The organism is Pseudoalteromonas sp. SIMBA_162 (assembly GCF_046535955.1).
Taxonomy (GTDB): domain Bacteria; phylum Pseudomonadota; class Gammaproteobacteria; order Enterobacterales; family Alteromonadaceae; genus Pseudoalteromonas; species Pseudoalteromonas marina.
The window spans coordinates 37,828-56,846 of record NZ_JAWJBQ010000012.1 but is presented as its reverse complement, the minus strand read 5'-3'; the positions used below and the strand labels follow the sequence as shown (position 1 = coordinate 56,846).

General features: G+C 40.8%; 18 protein-coding genes. 6 read left to right on the top strand and 12 right to left on the bottom strand.

The window, feature by feature from the left end; all coding sequences use genetic code 11:
- Window positions 1–9 precede the first annotated feature (9 nt).
- The 3 genes from R0J88_RS10545 to R0J88_RS10535 form a co-directional block, all read right to left on the bottom strand.
- Window positions 10–735 carry a response regulator transcription factor gene (locus R0J88_RS10545; protein WP_006792495.1) on the bottom strand — a complete coding sequence of 242 codons (726 nt, stop codon included), beginning with the start codon at window positions 733–735 and terminating at the stop codon, window positions 10–12.
- 88 nt (window positions 736–823) lie between these two features.
- A complete protein-coding gene (locus tag R0J88_RS10540; RefSeq protein WP_058551219.1) occupies window positions 824–1,546 on the bottom strand; it encodes a spondin domain-containing protein in 723 nt (240 codons plus the stop codon).
- Window positions 1,547–1,556: 10 nt separating this feature from the next.
- A complete protein-coding gene (locus R0J88_RS10535; RefSeq protein WP_006792493.1) occupies window positions 1,557–2,258 on the bottom strand; it encodes a spondin domain-containing protein in 702 nt (233 codons plus the stop codon).
- A 182-nt stretch (window positions 2,259–2,440) separates the two neighbouring features.
- On the opposite strand from R0J88_RS10535, the gene R0J88_RS10530 reads away from it, so the two are divergent.
- Both R0J88_RS10530 and R0J88_RS10525 read left to right on the top strand, forming a co-directional pair.
- Window positions 2,441–2,806: a DUF4870 domain-containing protein gene (locus tag R0J88_RS10530; RefSeq protein WP_006792492.1), complete on the top strand. Its 366-nt coding sequence runs from the start codon at window positions 2,441–2,443 to the stop codon at window positions 2,804–2,806.
- A 69-nt stretch (window positions 2,807–2,875) separates the two neighbouring features.
- Window positions 2,876–3,310, top strand: coding sequence for a YqaA family protein (locus R0J88_RS10525; protein WP_006792491.1), 435 nt, complete (start codon window positions 2,876–2,878; stop codon window positions 3,308–3,310).
- Between the two features lie 12 nt (window positions 3,311–3,322).
- On the opposite strand, the gene folX is transcribed toward R0J88_RS10525, so the two are convergent.
- From folX to ycaO, 7 genes are all read right to left on the bottom strand, one after another.
- Window positions 3,323–3,679: a dihydroneopterin triphosphate 2'-epimerase gene (folX, locus tag R0J88_RS10520; RefSeq protein ID WP_008129424.1), complete on the bottom strand. Its 357-nt coding sequence runs from the start codon at window positions 3,677–3,679 to the stop codon at window positions 3,323–3,325.
- A gap of 3 nt (window positions 3,680–3,682) precedes the next feature.
- Entirely contained in the window at window positions 3,683–4,237 is a 555-nt protein-coding gene (gene folE, locus R0J88_RS10515) for a GTP cyclohydrolase I FolE (protein ID WP_006792489.1), read from the bottom strand.
- A gap of 17 nt (window positions 4,238–4,254) precedes the next feature.
- The gene (folM, locus tag R0J88_RS10510; protein WP_410899863.1) at window positions 4,255–4,974 is read right to left on the bottom strand and encodes a dihydromonapterin reductase; all 720 of its coding nucleotides are present in this window, start codon (window positions 4,972–4,974) and stop codon (window positions 4,255–4,257) included.
- Between the two features lie 135 nt (window positions 4,975–5,109).
- Window positions 5,110–5,940: an ammonia-dependent NAD(+) synthetase gene (gene nadE, locus R0J88_RS10505; RefSeq protein ID WP_410899862.1), complete on the bottom strand. Its 831-nt coding sequence runs from the start codon at window positions 5,938–5,940 to the stop codon at window positions 5,110–5,112.
- A 68-nt stretch (window positions 5,941–6,008) separates the two neighbouring features.
- A complete protein-coding gene (locus tag R0J88_RS10500; protein WP_203985432.1) occupies window positions 6,009–6,638 on the bottom strand; it encodes a YceH family protein in 630 nt (209 codons plus the stop codon).
- Between the two features lie 51 nt (window positions 6,639–6,689).
- Window positions 6,690–10,046: an ATP-binding protein gene (locus R0J88_RS10495; protein ID WP_410899861.1), complete on the bottom strand. Its 3,357-nt coding sequence runs from the start codon at window positions 10,044–10,046 to the stop codon at window positions 6,690–6,692.
- Between the two features lie 111 nt (window positions 10,047–10,157).
- The gene (gene ycaO / locus R0J88_RS10490; protein ID WP_410899860.1) at window positions 10,158–11,918 is read right to left on the bottom strand and encodes a 30S ribosomal protein S12 methylthiotransferase accessory factor YcaO; all 1,761 of its coding nucleotides are present in this window, start codon (window positions 11,916–11,918) and stop codon (window positions 10,158–10,160) included.
- A 147-nt stretch (window positions 11,919–12,065) separates the two neighbouring features.
- Here ycaO and R0J88_RS10485 point away from each other — a divergent pair, with 147 nt between their 5' ends.
- The 4 genes from R0J88_RS10485 (at window position 12,066) to R0J88_RS10470 (ending at window position 17,192) form a co-directional block, all read left to right on the top strand.
- Window positions 12,066–14,348 carry a penicillin acylase family protein gene (locus R0J88_RS10485; protein WP_410899859.1) on the top strand — a complete coding sequence of 761 codons (2,283 nt, stop codon included), beginning with the start codon at window positions 12,066–12,068 and terminating at the stop codon, window positions 14,346–14,348.
- A 57-nt stretch (window positions 14,349–14,405) separates the two neighbouring features.
- Window positions 14,406–15,254 (top strand): MBL fold metallo-hydrolase, encoded by an 849-nt coding sequence (locus R0J88_RS10480; RefSeq protein ID WP_006792482.1) that lies wholly within the window; start codon window positions 14,406–14,408, stop codon window positions 15,252–15,254.
- 88 nt (window positions 15,255–15,342) lie between these two features.
- Window positions 15,343–16,875, top strand: a complete 1,533-nt coding sequence (locus tag R0J88_RS10475) for a bifunctional GNAT family N-acetyltransferase/carbon-nitrogen hydrolase family protein (protein ID WP_008129436.1) — start codon at window positions 15,343–15,345, stop codon at window positions 16,873–16,875.
- Window positions 16,875–17,192, top strand: coding sequence for a DMT family transporter (locus R0J88_RS10470; RefSeq protein WP_004588993.1), 318 nt, complete (start codon window positions 16,875–16,877; stop codon window positions 17,190–17,192). Before R0J88_RS10475 ends, R0J88_RS10470 begins: the two co-directional genes overlap by 1 nt.
- Window positions 17,193–17,255: 63 nt before the next feature.
- On the opposite strand, the gene R0J88_RS10465 is transcribed toward R0J88_RS10470, so the two are convergent.
- Together R0J88_RS10465 and R0J88_RS10460 are read right to left on the bottom strand one after the other, a co-directional pair.
- Window positions 17,256–17,936, bottom strand: coding sequence for a hypothetical protein (locus R0J88_RS10465; RefSeq protein ID WP_410899858.1), 681 nt, complete (start codon window positions 17,934–17,936; stop codon window positions 17,256–17,258).
- 17 nt (window positions 17,937–17,953) lie between these two features.
- Window positions 17,954–18,832: a multidrug transporter gene (locus tag R0J88_RS10460; protein WP_410899857.1), complete on the bottom strand. Its 879-nt coding sequence runs from the start codon at window positions 18,830–18,832 to the stop codon at window positions 17,954–17,956.
- Between the last annotated feature and the right edge of the window lie 187 nt (window positions 18,833–19,019).

The window sequence follows — 19,019 nt, the reverse complement described above, 5'->3', positions numbered from 1 at the left end:
AATAAAATCTTAATTAAGTTGGCTTGGATTGAGTTTGTATCCCACACCCCAAACGGTTTCTATAATAGGTGTCGATTGATGCAATTCAAGCTTTGCGCGCAACCGATTAATATGTGAATTAACAGTATGTTCGTAACCGCTATGTTGGTAGCCCCAGACTTTATCAAGTAGTTGTTGGCGACTAAATACATGGTTAGGGTGGCGTGCAAAATACACCAGCAAATCAAACTCGGTGGCAGTTAGGTTAATTGCCTGTTCGGCCAAGTACACTTGATGAGAGTCAAACTCAATGTTTAATGAGCCAACTTTAAGGGTTTGTTCACTTGCAACAGAGGGTTCATCGGTATTTTGGCTGGCGAGTAACTGTGCTCTGTGTCGAAGTTGGGTTTTTACTCTGGCTTGTAGTTCACGTGCAAAAAAGGGTTTACAAATATAGTCGTCTGCGCCCATTTCTAGGCCAATAACCCTATCCATGTCACTACTTAGTGCGGTGAGTAAAATAACGGAGGTCGTTGGATAGTGCTCTTTTATTTTACGACATAAACTTAATCCATCCATTTGCGGCAGGTTTATATCCAGTAAAATAAGCCCGTACGGATGCTTGGCAATTTTTTTTAGAGCCAGTTCAGCACTGATCACATGATCCACATGTAAATTTAGCGATGTAAGCTGTGTGGTAATTAATTTACCAATTTCTCTGTCGTCTTCAACTATGAGTAATTTTTCATGACGCATTGTTTATCCTCGTAAAAAAAGGGGGCTTCCATGCGCCCCTACTTCCCCATTACAAGCTGGTATATCAAGGTCAATACTGATAAACGAATTACTGAGTGCGGGTAATAACTACTTTTGCTAATGGGTTATCAAACTTATGTTCAGGGCTAAGTACTGAACTAGATAAGCCATCTTCATTTGTAACTACACCTGGGTGCCTTGCTACAAAATTAACATCATCACGGGCTTCATTAAAACCTTCTCCGCCATCAGCAGGACCGGGTATCGTACCAGCTGCTTCTGTATTTGCTTCAGTACCTGCATCGTAAGCAACTGTGGTGCGAGTTAAAGAGTCGCCCACGGCTAATGAAGATACGTCTAAAGCACTAAGACCGGTAAATCCATCATTCGTATTCACCATCATAGTGGCAAGCGACAGCTTAAGTGCTTCAAGTGAGTCCGTGGTTAATGTGATCGTGGTATTAGCACCAGGTCCAACAGGGCCTTCGCTTGATGCGTTGGCAATGGCGTTTTCTAATGCAAGTAGTTGGCTGTTGTCGCCTCCTTCAGCCATGGTTTCTAATGCAACCGATGCCGCACTGCCAATTTGCCAAAGTGTGCCTTCTGTATGTGCAATAACGGCAATAGGCGATAGTGGCTGCCCTGCGGTTAAATTACTGACGGTTACATCAAATGTATAGCTTACAGGCTCAGGAGTCGGTGGTGTGACAACTTGAACAGGATCGTTACTGTCGTTGTCGCCACAGGCTGCAAGTGAAGCTGCAAGTGCAACAACCACGATGCTTTTTTTAAAGTTATTTAAAGATACCATGATTACGCTCCTACTTAACCGTAACGGTTAGCTTAGCTACAGGGTTTAACCATCTGTGAACCGTGTTGCTTAAATCACTATTACCAGCGGTTAAGTCGTCGTCACCTAGTGTACCAGGATGAATATGCACATTAATGTTGCTATCGGTGCTTGTTAAGCCTGCGCCACCTGTACCCGCATCACCACCTGGTGCTGCAGGAATACCTGGTGTACCAGGTGCTCCAGAACCTTCAACCACTAGCTCATTATTTTGCTCAGTGCCCGCATCGTATGCATTTAAATAAACTGTGTAGGTACCGGCTTCGGTTGGTATTTTCCAGCTATCAAGGCCAACAAAGCCATCGTTTGTAGGTAGTAACATAGCGGTCACTGATAAGTAATCGTTACCGTCTGTCGTCATTAGTGTTGTCATGGTTGATGACGATGGTGCTAATAGACCTTCTGCTGGGTTTGCAGCCATATCGCTACCTGCTGCAGTGGCTTGTGCCATTAGCTCAGCAATGTTGCCGCCTTCAGCCATTGTTTGTAATGCGGTAGAAGCTTCAGTTGCAACTTCAAAAAGCTTATCTTCACTGTTGTGTGCTGTAACGAGTAGCGGAGTGAAGTGAATGCCTTGGGTTAGGTTGGTTATTGTTAAGTCTAACTCTGCAGCCATGGTTGACTGGCTAGCTACCGCTAAAAGAGTTGCAAGTGTAAAAGTTGAAGCTTTCATTTTTTATTTCCTGTAAGTGATGATTCGAGATAAGTATTGAACAATCGTCTCCAGAAACTCTCACAAACTTATCACTTTTTTATCACAGGAATGTAGGTTGTGATTTTTGTAAATAAATACGCCAGAAAATTTATAGACCTGTGTATAATTAAACCGCATTATAAAAATTAAAGGATTGTGTTATGGAAGAAAATCAACAGGTTAAAGTAGTAAATAAAGATGAGCGCACATGGGCAATGTTGTGCCATTTAAGCGCGTTTGCTGGATTTATTGTGCCGTTTGGTTCAATCATAGGACCATTAATTATTTGGTTAATTAAAAAAGATGAAATGCAAATGGTCAATGAGCACGGTAAAAAAGCGCTTAATTTTCAGATAACCATGGCAATTGCCTATATAATTTGTTTTGTATTGATGTTTGTTGTGATCGGTGTAATTTTATTACCTATTGTGGCTATCTTTTCTTTTATTATGGTGGTTTTAGCGAGTATTAAAGCCAATGAAGGTAAAGAGTTTAATTATCCACTGAGTTTAAATTTGATAAAATAAGCGCTCAATTATTTGTATAAACCGACCCTAGCCTTAGGCTGGGGTTTTACCTTTTCCCGCAAGGTTATTATGCTTTATCTAACGCTGTTTTTAAGCGCATTTATTTCAGCTACGCTATTGCCGAGTTCTTCAGAGGTGATCATGGTGGGAATGATCACACAAAGCCAAGTTAACCTTTGGCTTTTATGGTTGGTAGCAACACTAGGTAATGTATTGGGAAGCTGTGTTAACTATTGGTTAGGCACGCAAGTTTTACGTTTTAAACATAAAAAGTGGTTTCCGGTATCAGAACAAGGGCTTGAAAAGGCACAAAATCAGTTTAATAAATATGGCGTATATAGCCTATTGTTTGCATGGCTGCCTGTTGTTGGCGACCCATTAACAGTTATTGGCGGTATTTTTAAAGTGAGGTTTAGCGTGTTTTTACTTTTAGTAACACTTGGCAAAGGCGCACGCTATTTAGCGGTTATTGCCCTTGCCGTGGGAGTCGAAGCTCTTATTTAAGCTATACGCACACTACTTTGTCCAATCAAGTGTTAACGATACAGAGTCAGCAAAGCGAAGCGCATGCGGTTTATCTACACGGGCTTTGGCATAATTTACACTCGGGTGTGAATGACAAACAGCAAGAATTTCAGCGACTAGCTTTTCTAGTAATAAAAAGTGTCCTTGCTCAACTAAACTAATCACCTCTTTGGTGATCACTTTATAGTTAAGTGCTTGGTCTACTTCATCGGTTTTACATGCGTTGTCGGCAGGGTAGTGAATCTCAAGGTTGATCACTACGTCTTGCTTTTTTTCACGCTCTTCAGGATTAAAACCAATAAATGTACGTAAGCGTAAGTTAGTAACATTAATAATTGCGTTGGCCATAGATTACCCTTTAATAAGCTGCAAAAATTCGTTGCGTGTTTTAGGGTCGCTTCTAAAGTTACCCAGCATTACTGATGTACGCATGCTTGAGTTTTGCTTTTCTACACCGCGCATCATCATACACATGTGCTTAGCTTCAACAATAACGCCTACACCTTTTGCGCCAGTCACTTCTTCAACGGCTTTGGCAATTTGATGCGTTAACTGTTCTTGTATTTGAAAACGACGCGAAAACATATCAACAATACGCGCAAATTTAGATAACCCCAGCACCTTGCCGTTTGGAATATAAGCAATATGGCAGCGGCCAATAAATGGTAGCAAATGATGCTCACACATAGAGTAAAGTTCTATATTTTGCACAAGTACCATGTCGTCTGCATCAGAGGTAAATACGGCATTATTAGTAATTTCATCAAGCGTTTGGCGATACCCTTGTGTCAGGTATTCCATTGCTTTTGCAGCACGTTTTGGTGTGTCTAATAAACCTTCGCGTTCAGCGTCTTCGCCTACGGCGGTTATAATTTTTTGGTAGCTGTCTTTTAATTCGTTATGCATAGGTGTCTCAGTGTTTTTTACTTTAAATGACGTCCGCCATCAACAGGGATAGAGCGCCCTGTTATGTACTGACTTTGTAATAGTAAATCAATGCTGTTTATAATTTCTTGGCACCCAGGTTCGATGCCCATCAATGATTTTTTGAGTGTTTTAGCGCGGTATTGTTCGTCGTCGTGCTCGTTAAAAATAATAAGCGAAGGCGCAACCGCATTTACTTTTATATTTGGTGCGTATTTAGCACTAAACGATTTTGTTAGATTATCAAGTGCGCCCTTGCTTGCCGCATATGCCAAATGCTTAGGGCTTCCTGTTTCAACTATATAGTCAGTAAGGTGTACAATATCTGCCGCAGTACCGCTAGCTTGCTGGTACGCTAAAAGTAAGTCAGCGCACTGCATATTAATTAAGTAGGGTGTTTTGGCATGAATGCGCATCATGTTATCAAAAAGCTTGGCGTGGTCTGGGTTATTTGCTTCACAATCCCAGCTAGACGCATTGTGTATAATAGCCTTTAAAGATTGGGTATGAGCCTTCAACGTATTAATAAACTCATTAATTCCCGCATCAGTACTGAAATCGGCATGGATACAAGTCACTCCCTGCTGCGCTAGTTTTTCTACGGCATCATGGCGAGTACGATAAGTAATAATCACTTTTTGCCCTTGGGTTAAGTAATGCTGAGCAAGGGCTAGGCCGATTCGTTGGCCTGCGCCAGTAATTAAAATAGGCGATGTCATATAATGCAGTGTTCTCTTTGGCAAGTTTTTAATAAATATTAGTACGTTAAGTGCAATGTGTACGTAATATTTGAATAGGGCGATCAAAAAAGCAATTAAACTAGATGCTGTTAATTGCTTTTTATATCACTTATATCAATCGTAAATTGTTGGTATTGGCTGGCGTTTATGTTGCGTGCGCAGATATATACCGATTAACTTTTTCTCCACCTCTTCAGAGACAGGTTTGCCCTCTAAAAAATCATCAATTTGATTGTAACTTAAACCGAGCGCTTCTTCATCGGTGAGGCCCGGTCGGTCGCTTTCTAAATCGGCTGTAGGGGCTTTTTCAACAAGCACTGCTGGCGCACCTAGGGCAGTCGCTAGTGCGCGAACTTGGCGCTTAGATAAACCAAAAAGAGGCGCTAAATCACATGCACCATCGCCAAATTTAGTGTAAAAGCCTGTAATGTTTTCTGCGCTATGATCGGTACCTACAACTAAGCCTTGGCTAAAACCAGCAATTTCGTATTGAGAAACCATACGTTGGCGTGCTTTAACGTTACCTTTAATAAAATCTATTTGAGCTTGCTCTGGTAATACGTCACCGCTGCTAGTCATTGCGATTAACACTTGCTCATGTAACGCATCAGCAGCAGGCTGAATATTAACGGTCATACGCTTACTTGGCTGAATAAAATCTACCGCCATTTGTGCTTCGTCTTCATCAGCTTGCACGCCGTAAGGTAGGCGCACAGCAATAAATTGATATTTGTTGGTGCTGTGTTCTTTATTTAATTCGTTAACAGCTAATTGGCATAAACGGCCGCAAGTTGAAGAATCAACCCCGCCACTAATACCAAGCACAAGCGAGCGTGAGTGGGCTGCAGCTAAACGTGCTTTTATAAAGTTAACTCGACGAGAGATCTCAGCGTTTACATCAATGGTTGGCTGAACTTTCATTTCAGCCATTATTTCGGCGCGCATTGCCGGCTCCTTGTAAGATTTTAAATGTGATACGCAATAAACTTATTATGTGATTTAGTTTTACTTATTTAAAGCCCTAAATGTGCTTTTATCTGGTTAAGTTCTGCTTTTAGCTCTTCTACTTCGCGTAATAAATCGTTTAGCTCTTTATCTTTAATGGCTTCGCTGGGTAAATTAATGGTATCGCTATCAGGCGTAATTGGTTGTTCACCAAATAAATGAATATATCGGCTTTCACGTTTACCGGCTTCGCGCGGTAACTTTGCAACTTGCTCATTTTCAATTAATTTATTTAGCGCATTTTCAACTTCATCTACATTATTAAAATCAGCGAGACGAGCGCTGCGTGTTCTTAATTCACCGGGTGTTTGGGCGCCGCGTAACAGCAATAGGCAAATAATGGCACGTTGTTGTGCTGAAAACTGTAAGCTACTAAATTCGGTATTACAAAAGCGGTGGTCGTATTTATTTACTCGCCCCGAAAGTGCTTCATCAACAGTAACTAGGCGCATGTCACTAAGTTCATCTAGCGCAACTTGCACATCACTTTCGGTTAAATTAAGAACAGGATCGCGATTCGATTTTTGATTACATGCATTGGTTAACCCATTCAGTGACAAAGGATAATGCTCTGGTGTAGTGCTTTGTTTTTCTAGGAGACAACCAATAACACGTTGTTGGTGTGGTGATAACTGCATAAGTACCCTTAAAAATATTAATTGTTAATGCTAATTAGTGGTAAGCCTTATTTAACTGCCAAGCCAGTGCTGCAACTTGGGTTTTAAGGCGGCCATATCAAGCGGCTTAGTTAAGTAATCGTCCATGCCCGCAGCAATACATTTTTCTCTATCGCCTTGCATGGCATTAGCCGTTAAAGCAATAATTGATACAGCATTATATTTTTCACCTGCTCCGCCTTGTCTGATTGCCTGCGTGGCTTGATAACCATCCATTATTGGCATTTGGCAATCCATTAAAATAAGTTTATACGGGTTATTTTGTTTGGCGTTTAGTTTGCTAATTGCTTGCTCACCATTTTCAGCAATATCAAAGATCACCCCGGCCTCTTTTAACAATGCAGAGGCCACAACTTGATTTATTTTATTGTCTTCTACTAACAATAAAACGGGCTCTGATGAATCTTTAATAGGTGCTTTTGTAAGTGTATTAGTGAGTTGCGCCTGATTTAATTGCTGCTCTAAAAATTTTTCATTAGTGAGTGAATCAAACAGATCTGATGGCGTAAGAGGTTTAAAAATCATGCAGTCGACATTCATTTTAAGCGTTGATTCTTTTTGTGAATAACTCATTGGCGCCATAATTACTGATTTACATTTAAACTTTTTAATAAAGTTTTGTAAGGCGGTTGTTTGCGTTTTTGCAGCAACAGAAAAAAAGTGATAATCAACTAAAATTGCATCGTATGAACGAGCCATCTCTTCTAAGTGTATCAGCACCTCATTATAGTCATTAATAAACTCCACATGGCCCCCCCAAATTGTCAGCTGTTTAGTGGCTATACTGGTATTTAAGTGGCACTCATCAATAATTAAAATACGTTTGTTGTTTATTAGATGGCTTGGTAAATCTTGCTCTTTACTTAATCTAGGCTGTATTTTTACACTAAATGAAAACGTACTGCCTTCGCCTTCAACACTGTTGACACTGACGCTTCCGCCCATTAATTCACATAGTTGTTTTACTATCGTTAGCCCAAGGCCTGTACCGCCAAACTGGCGCGTAGTTGAAGTGTCGGCCTGTGTAAATGAATTAAATAATGATGTATGCTGGTTTTTATTAATTCCAATACCAGTATCAATTACTGAGCACTCTAAAAAGGAGCCATCGGTGGAGTCGTCCACTCTGGCTATAATAATAACGTCACCGTTTTTAGTAAATTTAACAGCATTGCCAATCAGGTTATTAAGAATTTGCCTAAGCCTATTCGGATCACTAATTATTTCACTTACTGTAATTTGGGTTGCGTCTAAAATTAGTTTTGTATTGTTTTGCTCTACTTTTAGTGCAAACGATTCAACCACTTCACCTAATAATTTTGGGAGATTAAATTGAATACTATCAATATTAAGTTTACCCGCTTCCATTTTAGAGAAGTCTAATATGTCATTAATAATATTAAGCAATGATTCGGCAGATGATTGCGCAAGCTCTATATGATGTGCTTGTTGTTGATCTAACTTTGTTTGCTTAATTATATTTAGCATGCCTAGCACCCCATTCATAGGAGTGCGAATTTCGTGGCTCATAGTTGCTAAAAATTCACTTTTTGCTGCCACCGCTTGTTCGGCTAATTCCTTAGCTTCTACTAATTCTTGTTCTGCTTCTATGCGTTGCTGGCTTGAATGTAAACTGCCTATAAGCGTAGCCACTGTGATTAAAAAACTTTCTTCGTTTTTTGTCCACAAGCGTGTGGTTTTGCATTGCTCAGCACATATTATTCCTAATACTCCGTTGCCGGCAGGGATTGTTACGCACAGCATCGATTTTATTCCCAATGGCAATAAGTAATATGACGACAAAGGAGATAGCGCTGAATTATGAATAACGTCGGGAATATTAAAAACAGCTTGGTGATCAAGCATATTAAAAAAGTCAGGAAGGTGTTTTCTAAGCCAAGTTAGTTCAACGCTCTCGGCCTGTGTTAATTCGCTATGGAGTGCAAACGGTATTAACTGTGTTTGGTCTTCGTTATAAAAACGAATGCTGGCACGCTCAATTTTTAAAGCATGGCAAATAGCCTCAGTGAGTATGTCTTTTGATTGGCTAAGTTTACCGTTTAAAATGAGCTTATTAACTGTTAATGAGGCTAACGTTTCATTGTGCAGCGCTGTAAAGCTGTTTTCTAATTCAATTTTTTTACGGGTATCAATATTTTGTAGCGAACCAAAAATACGCACACATCGACCATTTTTATGTTCAGCTTCTGCGTTAACAAGTACCCATACCGCTTCCCCTTCACCGTTTATTACCTCTAGTTCAACTTCATAACTATGGCCATATTTAATAGCACGTTCGAGTAGAGGTTTGATCGTTTCTCTGCTTTCGCCCTCTTTAAAGTAGCTTAAATCTTCAGGCCATTGTGGCTGGGTATTGAGTGGGTATTTAAACAGTTTTTTAGTCATATCTGACCAATAAACTTGCTTAGTTTCTAAATTAAACGACCACGCACCTATTTGCGCCAAATCGCTCATGGTTTCTAGCATTCTTTCGTTTTTTTGCTGGCGGTCAAGCATTTTTAAAAAGAACAAAAATGCCCATGTAAGTAACGCACAAATAATAATTATTGCTAAACGTAATGGCCAAACTGCTGAGTTGGGTGGGCTCCAGCCCTGCTTGGGTGCAACGTATAACTGCCAGCTTCCGCCTTGAAAGTTTAACGAAAATGCGAGGGGATCTTGATTTAATATTGCGGCGTCACCAAAAAAAAACTCGCCTTTATCGCCCAGCCCATTTCTGCCTTGGAGTGCAACGTTATATTTTTCTTTAAGATCTAAAATTCCGGCGTTTTTATAAATTTTATTAATATCTAGAACAACAGAGAGTAATCCCCAAAAATTTTTATCAGGCGGGGTATAGACTGGCACACGCGCTATGAGTGCCTCACCTCCTTGCACTAGCGTTAACGGGCCAGCCATTATAATTGTGTTGGTGTCTCGCGCTTTAATAGCGTCAGCGCGTTGATTTTTATTCGCCAGCAAGTTGAGGCCCAGAGCCGCTTCATTTCCTTCAAGCGGGTAAGTCATTTTAATAATCATATTGGGTGCACCGCCAATATTTCTAAGCTCTTTTGATGTATTAAAAAGGGGGGCTGCAATTTGTGCAAAGCGTTCTTGATTTAAGTTAGGCTCTGCAGAAACAGCCACGCCTAAGCCGCGTACTAACTGAATGTTAGAAATTAAAATGGCTTCTAGTTGTGCTCTATAGGTGCTTACATCGGAGAGGATTTGAAGGCGATGAGCGTCTTTCACGCGAGTGTAATTAATGCGCTCTAGTACAACACTAATAAGCAGTAGTAGTGTCATCGATAACCAAAAAGTTCGGTTATAGTTGTGCGCACTTGCTTTTTTATTGTTAGTTGGTGGCATTAGCTACTATTGGCTTGAATTTAGGCTATTCCACTATAGCTATTTATTGTACAAATTAAAATGACGCTTATGCATAAGCGCCATTTTATTTCTATAGATAGCATTTTAAAACTATGAGTCGCTTACTTCACGCGCCCAATGATTTTGCTTAGCTACATGTAACTTGCGGTAGCCATCAAGTAGCGCTGCATGCTTTTTAAAGCCTTCAAGCGATAAACCTGGGAAGGTTAAACCATTAAATAATGTACGGCCTTCAGCAATTTCAATTGCAAGCGCTACGTTGTCGCTACCAAACATTAAACCCAGTGCATCTTGGTAGTCGGCGTATTCACGCTCGTCATCGTATTTAATTTCAAGAATGGCTTTTAAGCAGCGGAAATGGCGCATTGCCTCTTCGTTTACTTGGCCTGTATGCAGTATCCAATCAACCCAATCAATGGCTTCTTCGCTGCCTGCGGCTAAACATAGGTGCGCTTTAAGCTCACCAATACGTAGCGTATGCCAAGGTGTATCGGCATCGGTTGCAAGGCCAATAAACTCTGCTGCGCGAATAATATCGCTGTGGCCGGCTTCTTCTAAGCTATCGTAAATGTCCATCCATTGCTCAGCATCGTACTGATCAAGCGATAGGAATGCTTCACGGAATTTAGCGCCTTCGTTGTTGTTACGCCAAATCAGCTCATCTACTGGGTAAATGTCTGACATGCCCGGTACTAAAATTCGACATGCATACACGTTTAAGTGCGTGTAATCCATAATGTAAATGTCGTGGTTCATGCTATGAATTAAATCTGTACAGAAGTTATATTCTTGCTCTGTTGTACCGCTGAAGTCCCAGTGTACAAAGTCAAAATCAGGCGTTGCACGGAAAAAGTCATGCGATATTAAACCGCTAGAATCAATAAAGTGCAGTTCAATGTTTTCAGGCGTTGCTACTTCGTCGTTATCAAATGTAGCTGGTTGGAACACATCAAGCTGATCAAGGCGGCGACCTTGTAAAAGTTCGGTAACCGTACGCTCAAGGGCTACTTCAAATGAAGGGTGAGCACCAAACGAGGCAAATACAGAGCCATCTGTTGGGTTAATCAGCGTTACGCTCATTACTGGGTATTTACCGCCTAGTGATGCATCGGCAATACGTAAATGAAAACCATGGCTACGCAGTTCTTCACATGCTTCGTGAATTTGTGGGTACTGCTTAACAACCTCTTCAGGCACGATTGGTAAACAAATGCCTTCAGCAATAATACGGTTTTTTATTGCGCGTTCAAATACTTCAGACAAGCCCTGAACTCGCGCTTCAAACTTGGTGTTACCTGCGCTCATACCGTTAGATACAAAAATATTACCAATCACGTTTACTGGAATGTACACGTCTTGGTTATCGCGTTGGCGCGTGTATGGCAATGTACAAATGCCGCGCTCGTTATTACCAGAGTTAAAATCAAAAAGGTGTGATGCATTAAGTTCGCGCTCTGGATCAAAGTAATCCCACAGGCTTTCATCCATTATGCCCTCAGGCACTTCTTCACCTTCAACTTTAAACCATTTTTCGTTTGGGTAATGAGTAAACTCGCCGTTGGCAAATTCTTCACCTAGGTAAAAGTCAGCAAAAAAGTAGTTACAGCTTAAACGCTCAAAATATTCACCAAGTGCAGAAGCAATAGATGCTTTATCAGTTGCACCTTTACCATTAGTAAACATAACACCGCAGTCGCTATCTTTTATATGAACCGAATAACAGTTAGCTACAGGTTTAAGCCAAAGCGCCTCTTCAACATTAATATTTAGGGCTTTAAGCTTGTTTTGCATGGTAGAGATTGACGATTCTAAATCGCGGTCTTTACCTTTGATAAACGTTTTTTCAGTCATATTGATCTCAACTAGTTCTGCACGATGTGTGGAAGTGACATTATCGTGGATTTTGATGTTTATTTCATCCTTTGCGAGCAAGATCATGATTATTTAATAAATCTGTGGTTATTATATAAGCAACGCAAAGGGTGGAAGGGCAACTCAATGTATAAACTAATCAAACGCTTGTTGTTATTAATTGTAATTTTAGGGCTGAGTGGCACCGCTGTTGTGTATGGGGTACTTAGCTTAAGTTTACCTGCACTTGATGGCAACGGGCGCAGTATGGCAGTGAATGACCCCGTTAAAATTTCCCGTGATACATTGGGCCAAGCTGTTATCAACGCTAAAAGTCGTAACGATGCCGCTTATGGCTTAGGGTATGCGCACGGACAGGACCGATTTTTTCAAATGGACCTACTTAGGCGTAATGCTGCAGGAGAGCTAAGTGAATTATTTGGTAAAGCCGCTGTTGAGCTTGATAAAAAAATGCGTTTTCATCAACTACGAAAACGTAGCCTCGCTATTTTAAATACCTTACCAGAGCGCGATAAACAGCTGTTAAAAAGTTATGCTCAAGGCGTAAACGAAGGTTTAGCCCAAGTAGGGTATGCAAGCTTTGAATATATACTTACCGGCGCAACTCAAAAACCGTGGCAAAGCGAAGACAGCTTATTAGTGATTTTTAGCATGTACTTAGATTTACAAAGTATGACATTTAATCGCGATCAAACTTTGATTCAATTAGAGCAAATATACAGTAAAAATATGGTTGATTTTTTAACGCAACCTAGCCGATACCAAGCTGCGCTTGATGGTAGTAAATTAGCCCCATTTGCAGGTGAATTACCCATTCTTACATCGCAAACGACTCATGTTGCAAGCCACATTGAAGCCCCTCCAGAGCTTGGTAGTAACAATTGGGCCGTTACCGGAGAGCTTACAAAAACAGGTGCTGGTATGGTGTCTGACGATATGCACTTATCAATGGCGGTGCCAGTTATTTGGTACAGAGCGCAACTTAATTACACACAAAATGGTAAACAATCTCAAATAACAGGCGTATCACTTCCTGGCACTCCTGCCATTGTAGTGGGAACTAATAATAAAATTGCATGGGGTTTCACTAACGGTTATTTAGATACTGCCGATTGGATTGAGCTAAATAGCGATAGCAAAACATGGCTTGTTGATGAGCCTATTTTATTACCTGAAGGAGGCGTTGAAACTTACTCGCTAATAATGAGCGAATACGGCCCAGTAAAATACATTAACGAAAAGCCTTATGCACTTAGTTGGGCGGCGCATCAACCTTATGCGGTCAACATGCAGCTATTAAAGCTTGAGCAAGCAGATACTGTGGACGATGCGCTCGCCCTTGCAAGTAATGTGGGTATACCTGTACAGAATTTAATGGTTGTTGATAGCCTAGGTAATGCGGCATGGAAAAATATAGGCGGTATTCCGGCGCGTACAAATGCCAGTGAGTTAAGTGTAAATGCACAGCACTACTCTGCACTTTTTGAGCAAAACGAAATTAATCGTCCATTTGTTAAAAACCCACCCAGCGGGCGATTATGGACAGGAAACTCTCGGGTTGTATCTGCCAGCGACAATGCACGTTTTGGTAATGGCGGCTACGCATTAGGTGCACGTTCAAGCCAAATTCGTGACCGTTTATTTGAAAAACAAACCTTTGCCGAGAGCGACTTTTACGCACTACAGCTTGATAACCAAGCCCGCTTTTTAATGCCATGGCATGAGTTGTTACTCAAGCAGTTAAAAACCAATGAGGTTAAAAATGCGCAGTACATCACAGAGCTTGAAAACTGGCAGCAATGCGCATGCGCTTCTTCGGTAGGCTATACCCTGGTTAAACGCTATCGAGACGAAGTTATTAACCTTGTGTTTAACCATATTGAAGTCACTCTTAATGAGTATGAGGGCACACTTAAGCCTATCAAGCGTGGGTTGGAGCCTGCGCTGTGGCAACTTATTAATAATAAACCTGCATCTTGGATTAACCCTCAATTTAATAGTTGGGACGAACAATTAGCGGGCGCTTTTGATCACACTGTAAATAAATTGAGTGAGCAATTTGGCACTAATATAAAACAGTGGCAGTGGGGTAAAGTAAATGAGCTGGTAATCGAGCATCCTTTTGCAAAACAAATCCCTTTATTGGCAAAATTACTTAATATGCCAACCGCTGCAGGATTTGGTGACTCCTATATGCCTGCGGTACAGGGGCGGAGTTTTGGTGCATCACAACGTTTTATTGCTCAACCAGGGCATTTAGAACAGGCTATTTTAAGCGTGCCGGGTGGCCAATCGGGTCACCCGCTATCAGAGTTTTATAGAGCTGGTTTTAGCGACTATATTGAAGGGAAGCAAACTGCGCTATTACCACAAACGCTAATGCATCAAATCGTTATCTCACCAAAGTAGTGTGAGCCAAAATGTAAGTAATCACGTTCTATATAACTCTAACAATGGAGAACTAAAATGAAAAAATTACTACCCGCGTTAATAACAGGTTTACTACTGAGCGCATCGGCTCATGCAGACGATAACCCCGTTACCGCAGAAAAATTAAGTGAAAGTGTCTATGTACTATTTGGACAAGGTGGCAACATTGCTGCAAGTGTGGGTGATGACGGCATTTATATTATTGACGATCAGTTTGCTAAGCTCTCAGATGATATAAAAAAAACCATCAGCGACTTAAAGCCTGGTAGCGCCGAATTTGTAATTAATACCCATCACCATGGCGACCATACCGGCGGCAATGAAAATTTTGCTAAAGCAGGTGCACATGTCATTGCGCACGACAATGTTCATAAGCGTTTGAAAGAAAAGCATGGTGAGGGTTCTAAATTTTTACCTCGTATTAGTTTTGGTCACGATTTAAAACTTCATTTTAATAACGAACACGCACATGTTGTGCATTACAAACATGCCCATACCGATGGTGACTCAGTTATCTTTTTTAGTAACGACAACATAGTTCACATGGGTGATATTTATTTTAATTTTGGTAGCTTACCGTTTGTTGATGTAGATAGTGGCGGCAGTGTTGATGGAGTATTAGCTGCGGTTGACGATGTTATTAACCAAATTGACGATAATACACAAGTTATTCCGGGGCATGGTCCAGTAAGTGACCGTTCAGGGCTGATAACGTATCGTAAGCTGGTGCAAAAAGCCAAAGATGTTATGCTTAAGGCAATGCAAAACGATGCAAGTTTGCAGCAAGTACTTGACGCCGACCCACTATCAGAGCTGGGTCTTAAATATGCAAAATGGCTACCAAAAGAGCGAGTAACCACATTGTTTTATCGTAGCTTAAAGTAACTTGCAAAGTGAGTTAGCACGCATAATATAGTTTATTAAGCTGAGCATTTGTTCAGCTTTTTTGTTCCCATGCCCCAAGGAGTTGTGTATGTCGGCAGAAAAAACCCACCTAGAAATTTGTAACTTGACCAAAGAGCAGTACCCACAAATAAAAACGCTAATGGATCAAGCTTACCCAGACTTAGGTGGCGCATGGCCAAGCCATACCATTTTTAGATTAATCGATCAGTTTCCAGAAGGGCAAATAGGCATAGTAGATGACGGCGTGCTGGTGGGGTTAGCACTCAGTGTGCAAGTAGACTACGCCCGCTTTTCAAATCCGCATACCTACGAAGACATTGCTGACGGCCATGACCGTGTATTTAGCGATACCGATGGCGATGCGCTATACGGTTTGGATGTTGCTATTAGCGAAACTCACCGAGGTATGCGTTTAGGGCGTCGCCTTTATGATGCCCGTAAAGAATTGTGCCGCCAATATAACTTACGCGCTATTTTAGCGGGTGGCCGTATTCCGCGTTATTACAATCACAGCAGTGAAATGACGCCAATGGAATACATTGAAAAGGTTGACCAAAAAGAGCTTTATGACCCAATTTTAAGCTTTCAGCTTTCTAATGACTTTCAGGTAAAGCGATTATTAAAAAAGTACCTACCAGAGGATCAAGAGTCTGTAGGTTACGCCACCTTACTTGAGTGGAATAACATAATGTACGAGCCAACCGACACCGTACTCGAATCGACTAAATCGATAGTACGAGTAGGGGCAGTGCAGTGGCAAATGCGTTGTGTTGAGTCGGTTGAAGAAATGCTCAAGCAGGTAGAGTACTTTGTAGATACGGTATCTGATTACAAAAGTGACTTTATTTTATTCCCTGAATTTTTTAACGCGCCGCTGATGGGATTAACCGAGCAAAGCAATCAAACTGAAGCAATCCGCTATTTAGCCGAATACACCGAAACATTTAAAAACGCCATGTCGCGTATGGCAATAGAATATAACGCCAATATTATTACTGGCTCTATGCCACTTGCCGAAGACGACAAAATTTATAACGTAAGTTATTTATGCCACCGTAGCGGTAAAATAGACGAGCAGCGCAAAATACATATAACCCCGCATGAACAAAATGATTGGGTTATTCAAGGCGGCGATAAAATTGCCGTGTTTGATACCGACGCTGGGCGCGTAGGTATTCAAATTTGTTACGATGTAGAGTTCCCAGAGCTTTCACGCATATTAGCTAAGCAAGGGCTTGATATACTGTTTGTGCCGTTTTGGACCGATACTAAAAATAGTTATTTACGGGTTCGCCATTGTGCACAAGCGCGGGCAATCGAAAACGAATGTTATGTGGTTATTGCAGGTTCAGTGGGTAACTTACCGCAAGTAGAAAGCCTAGACGTACAGTACTCGCAATCGGCAGTACTAACGCCATCTGACTTTTCGTTCCCGCACGATGCAACATTAAATGAAGCCACACCTAATACCGAAATGTTATTATTTAGCGACCTTGATATGGATAAGCTAAAAATTCTTCATAGCGAAGGGACAGTGCGTAATTTAAAAGATCGCCGCGAAGATTTATACGACGTAATTTTGAAAAAGAGAGATGTTTAATGGCGTGGGTTTATTTAGTGATTGCCGGTTTGCTTGAAATAGGCTGGCCAATTGGTTTAAAAATTTCACAAAATCCCGACACACGCTGGCAGGGTATAGTAATGGCCATTGCATTTTTAACAGCCAGTGGTTTTATGTTGTGGCTTGCACAAAAACAAATATCAATGGGGACTTCCTACGCCGTATGGACCGGAATAGGTGCTGCAGGTACGTTTTTAGTGGGTATATTACTTTACGGTGATGCAGCCACGTTTGGCCGTATTGCGGGTGTGCTTATGATCATTTGCGGTGTGATAACGCTAAAAATCAGCTCTTAATTTATATTTTATGGCGGCGCCTGATTTCACTAGCGCCGTTTTATTTAAATTAAAAATATTGAGTCATTTATTCTCATATATCTCTTTTTTTATAATGTCAGCACATTTAATAGGGTTTGTCTGAGCAATAAAATGCCCACCGGATATTGTGATTACCTTTGTATTATTAAATACGCTTTTAACCTCATCAACAGCACGGTTATTAACTAATATGTCGTTTGTAGGCTTAATATACACCACAGGTGTAGCGTGTGGGTTTTGAGGTTTACGTAATCGAGATATGTTCTGTAATCTATTTTTTAGTTTAGCTTTATTTGCGAAGCTAATTGATTTAAATACATCTAGAATTTGACTGTCACTTCCCGCACCTGCAAATCCTATTTTATTTAATAACCACATATTTAATTCTGATGCCTGCAAAGCAAATGTAGGGATTAGATGGGCACACCGAGATAATGAACTAGGCGCCGAAATAAAGCTTGCCAGAAATACAATCTGCTTTACATTACTACCCAATATATTACATAGCTCATATGCTATTGGCCCAGAGTATGACTCCGCTACGATAAATAATTCAGTACTTTGCAAATGTTCAGCTAGGTATTGTGCTTTTTTAGCATAGCTATCGCCTTCGAGTTCATCTAAACAAAACACTTGAATATTTAAAGCCTTAGGAAGTACTTCGAGTATTCCTTTAAAAAGCATTCCTGTTCCATCAAGCCCCGGTAGTAGTATTATTTTCAATTAAAACCCTTTTTTATTTATAGTGGTAACATCACCAAAATAGCGGCGATGGCTATAAGTATTAAGCCCGCGGTATCTTGCTTTTTAAGCGGTTGTTTTAACCAAAGAACGGCAATTAGCATGGTAAAAAATACCTCTACCTGACCAAGCGTTTTAACATACGCCACATGCTGTAAACTCATTGCACTAAACCAGCCAATAGAGCCTACACAACTAAAAACACTAATTGCGGCAGTAATGCCTTTATATTGCCAAAGTTTGCCAACTGTGTGTGGCTCTTTTAGTAATAAATAGCCAAGTAATATAAGTGTTTGTAGGCTTATTACAAATAGTAAAACCCATGCAGCCGAGTGCGGAAATAATAACCCTGAATTTAAACTCGCTTCACGCACCCACAGCGATGTAAGGGCAAAGCTGGTACCACAGGCAAGGCCAAGTAACGCTGTTTTAGCATCAAACTGTTTTACGCTGGTTATACCGCTAAGTAAAAGCACCGCAATAGCACCTAAAAATACACCCAGCCAGCCAAGAAGGCTAAGCGCAGAGCCAAAAAACAATACCCCTAAAATAGCCGCTACTAAGGCTTCACTTTTGGCAAGGCCTGCACCTATGGCGTAATTATTCATTTTAAATAGCTTTACCATTAAACCCGTGGCAAGTATTTGCATAACACTTGCGCCAATAACAAACCCCCAAAAGGCATTATTAAAGGTAGGCATGGCGGTATCTTGATATTGATACAAGCCGTACAAATACACTGCAGCAATGGGGCCGGCTAAAATAAAGCGTGAAAGCGTTACGCCAGCCACACTTGCATGTGCGCTTAATTTACTTTGCAGGGCATTTCGCCATGCTTGCATAAAAGCGGCTAAAAAAGTGAAAAAGATCCAGATCATGGGGGTCGTCTGTAAAAAAATAAGGTCTATAAGTTAGCAATCTTTGATTATTAAAGCGACGAATTAAGGGTGATAGTGAATATTCATCACCTGCGACATTATGCCGCACTGCTTTATGAGTAAACTTAGCTATAGTAAGTGTGATGTTATTGTTTAGCCGCCAGCGTTTGTCATAAAACGTATTGGC

What these genes read in the sequence shown, in the direction of transcription:
- R0J88_RS10495 (WP_410899861.1), bottom strand. Translation starts at nt 10,046, where the DNA reads ATGCCACCAACTAACAATAAAAAAGCAAGTGCGCACAACTATAACCGA.
- R0J88_RS10500 (WP_203985432.1), bottom strand. Translation starts at nt 6,638, where the DNA reads ATGCAGTTATCACCACACCAACAACGTGTTATTGGTTGTCTCCTAGAA.
- nadE (WP_410899862.1), bottom strand. Translation starts at nt 5,940, where the DNA reads ATGCGCGCCGAAATAATGGCTGAAATGAAAGTTCAGCCAACCATTGAT.
- ycaO (WP_410899860.1), bottom strand. Translation starts at nt 11,918, where the DNA reads ATGACTGAAAAAACGTTTATCAAAGGTAAAGACCGCGATTTAGAATCG.
- R0J88_RS10545 (WP_006792495.1), bottom strand. Translation starts at nt 735, where the DNA reads ATGCGTCATGAAAAATTACTCATAGTTGAAGACGACAGAGAAATTGGT.
- R0J88_RS10460 (WP_410899857.1), bottom strand. Translation starts at nt 18,832, where the DNA reads ATGATCTGGATCTTTTTCACTTTTTTAGCCGCTTTTATGCAAGCATGG.
- folM (WP_410899863.1), bottom strand. Translation starts at nt 4,974, where the DNA reads ATGACATCGCCTATTTTAATTACTGGCGCAGGCCAACGAATCGGCCTA.
- R0J88_RS10485 (WP_410899859.1), top strand. Translation starts at nt 12,066, where the DNA reads ATGTATAAACTAATCAAACGCTTGTTGTTATTAATTGTAATTTTAGGG.
- R0J88_RS10470 (WP_004588993.1), top strand. Translation starts at nt 16,875, where the DNA reads ATGGCGTGGGTTTATTTAGTGATTGCCGGTTTGCTTGAAATAGGCTGG.
- R0J88_RS10540 (WP_058551219.1), bottom strand. Translation starts at nt 1,546, where the DNA reads ATGGTATCTTTAAATAACTTTAAAAAAAGCATCGTGGTTGTTGCACTT.
- R0J88_RS10530 (WP_006792492.1), top strand. Translation starts at nt 2,441, where the DNA reads ATGGAAGAAAATCAACAGGTTAAAGTAGTAAATAAAGATGAGCGCACA.
- R0J88_RS10535 (WP_006792493.1), bottom strand. Translation starts at nt 2,258, where the DNA reads ATGAAAGCTTCAACTTTTACACTTGCAACTCTTTTAGCGGTAGCTAGC.
- R0J88_RS10475 (WP_008129436.1), top strand. Translation starts at nt 15,343, where the DNA reads ATGTCGGCAGAAAAAACCCACCTAGAAATTTGTAACTTGACCAAAGAG.
- R0J88_RS10480 (WP_006792482.1), top strand. Translation starts at nt 14,406, where the DNA reads ATGAAAAAATTACTACCCGCGTTAATAACAGGTTTACTACTGAGCGCA.
- R0J88_RS10525 (WP_006792491.1), top strand. Translation starts at nt 2,876, where the DNA reads ATGCTTTATCTAACGCTGTTTTTAAGCGCATTTATTTCAGCTACGCTA.
- folE (WP_006792489.1), bottom strand. Translation starts at nt 4,237, where the DNA reads ATGCATAACGAATTAAAAGACAGCTACCAAAAAATTATAACCGCCGTA.
- folX (WP_008129424.1), bottom strand. Translation starts at nt 3,679, where the DNA reads ATGGCCAACGCAATTATTAATGTTACTAACTTACGCTTACGTACATTT.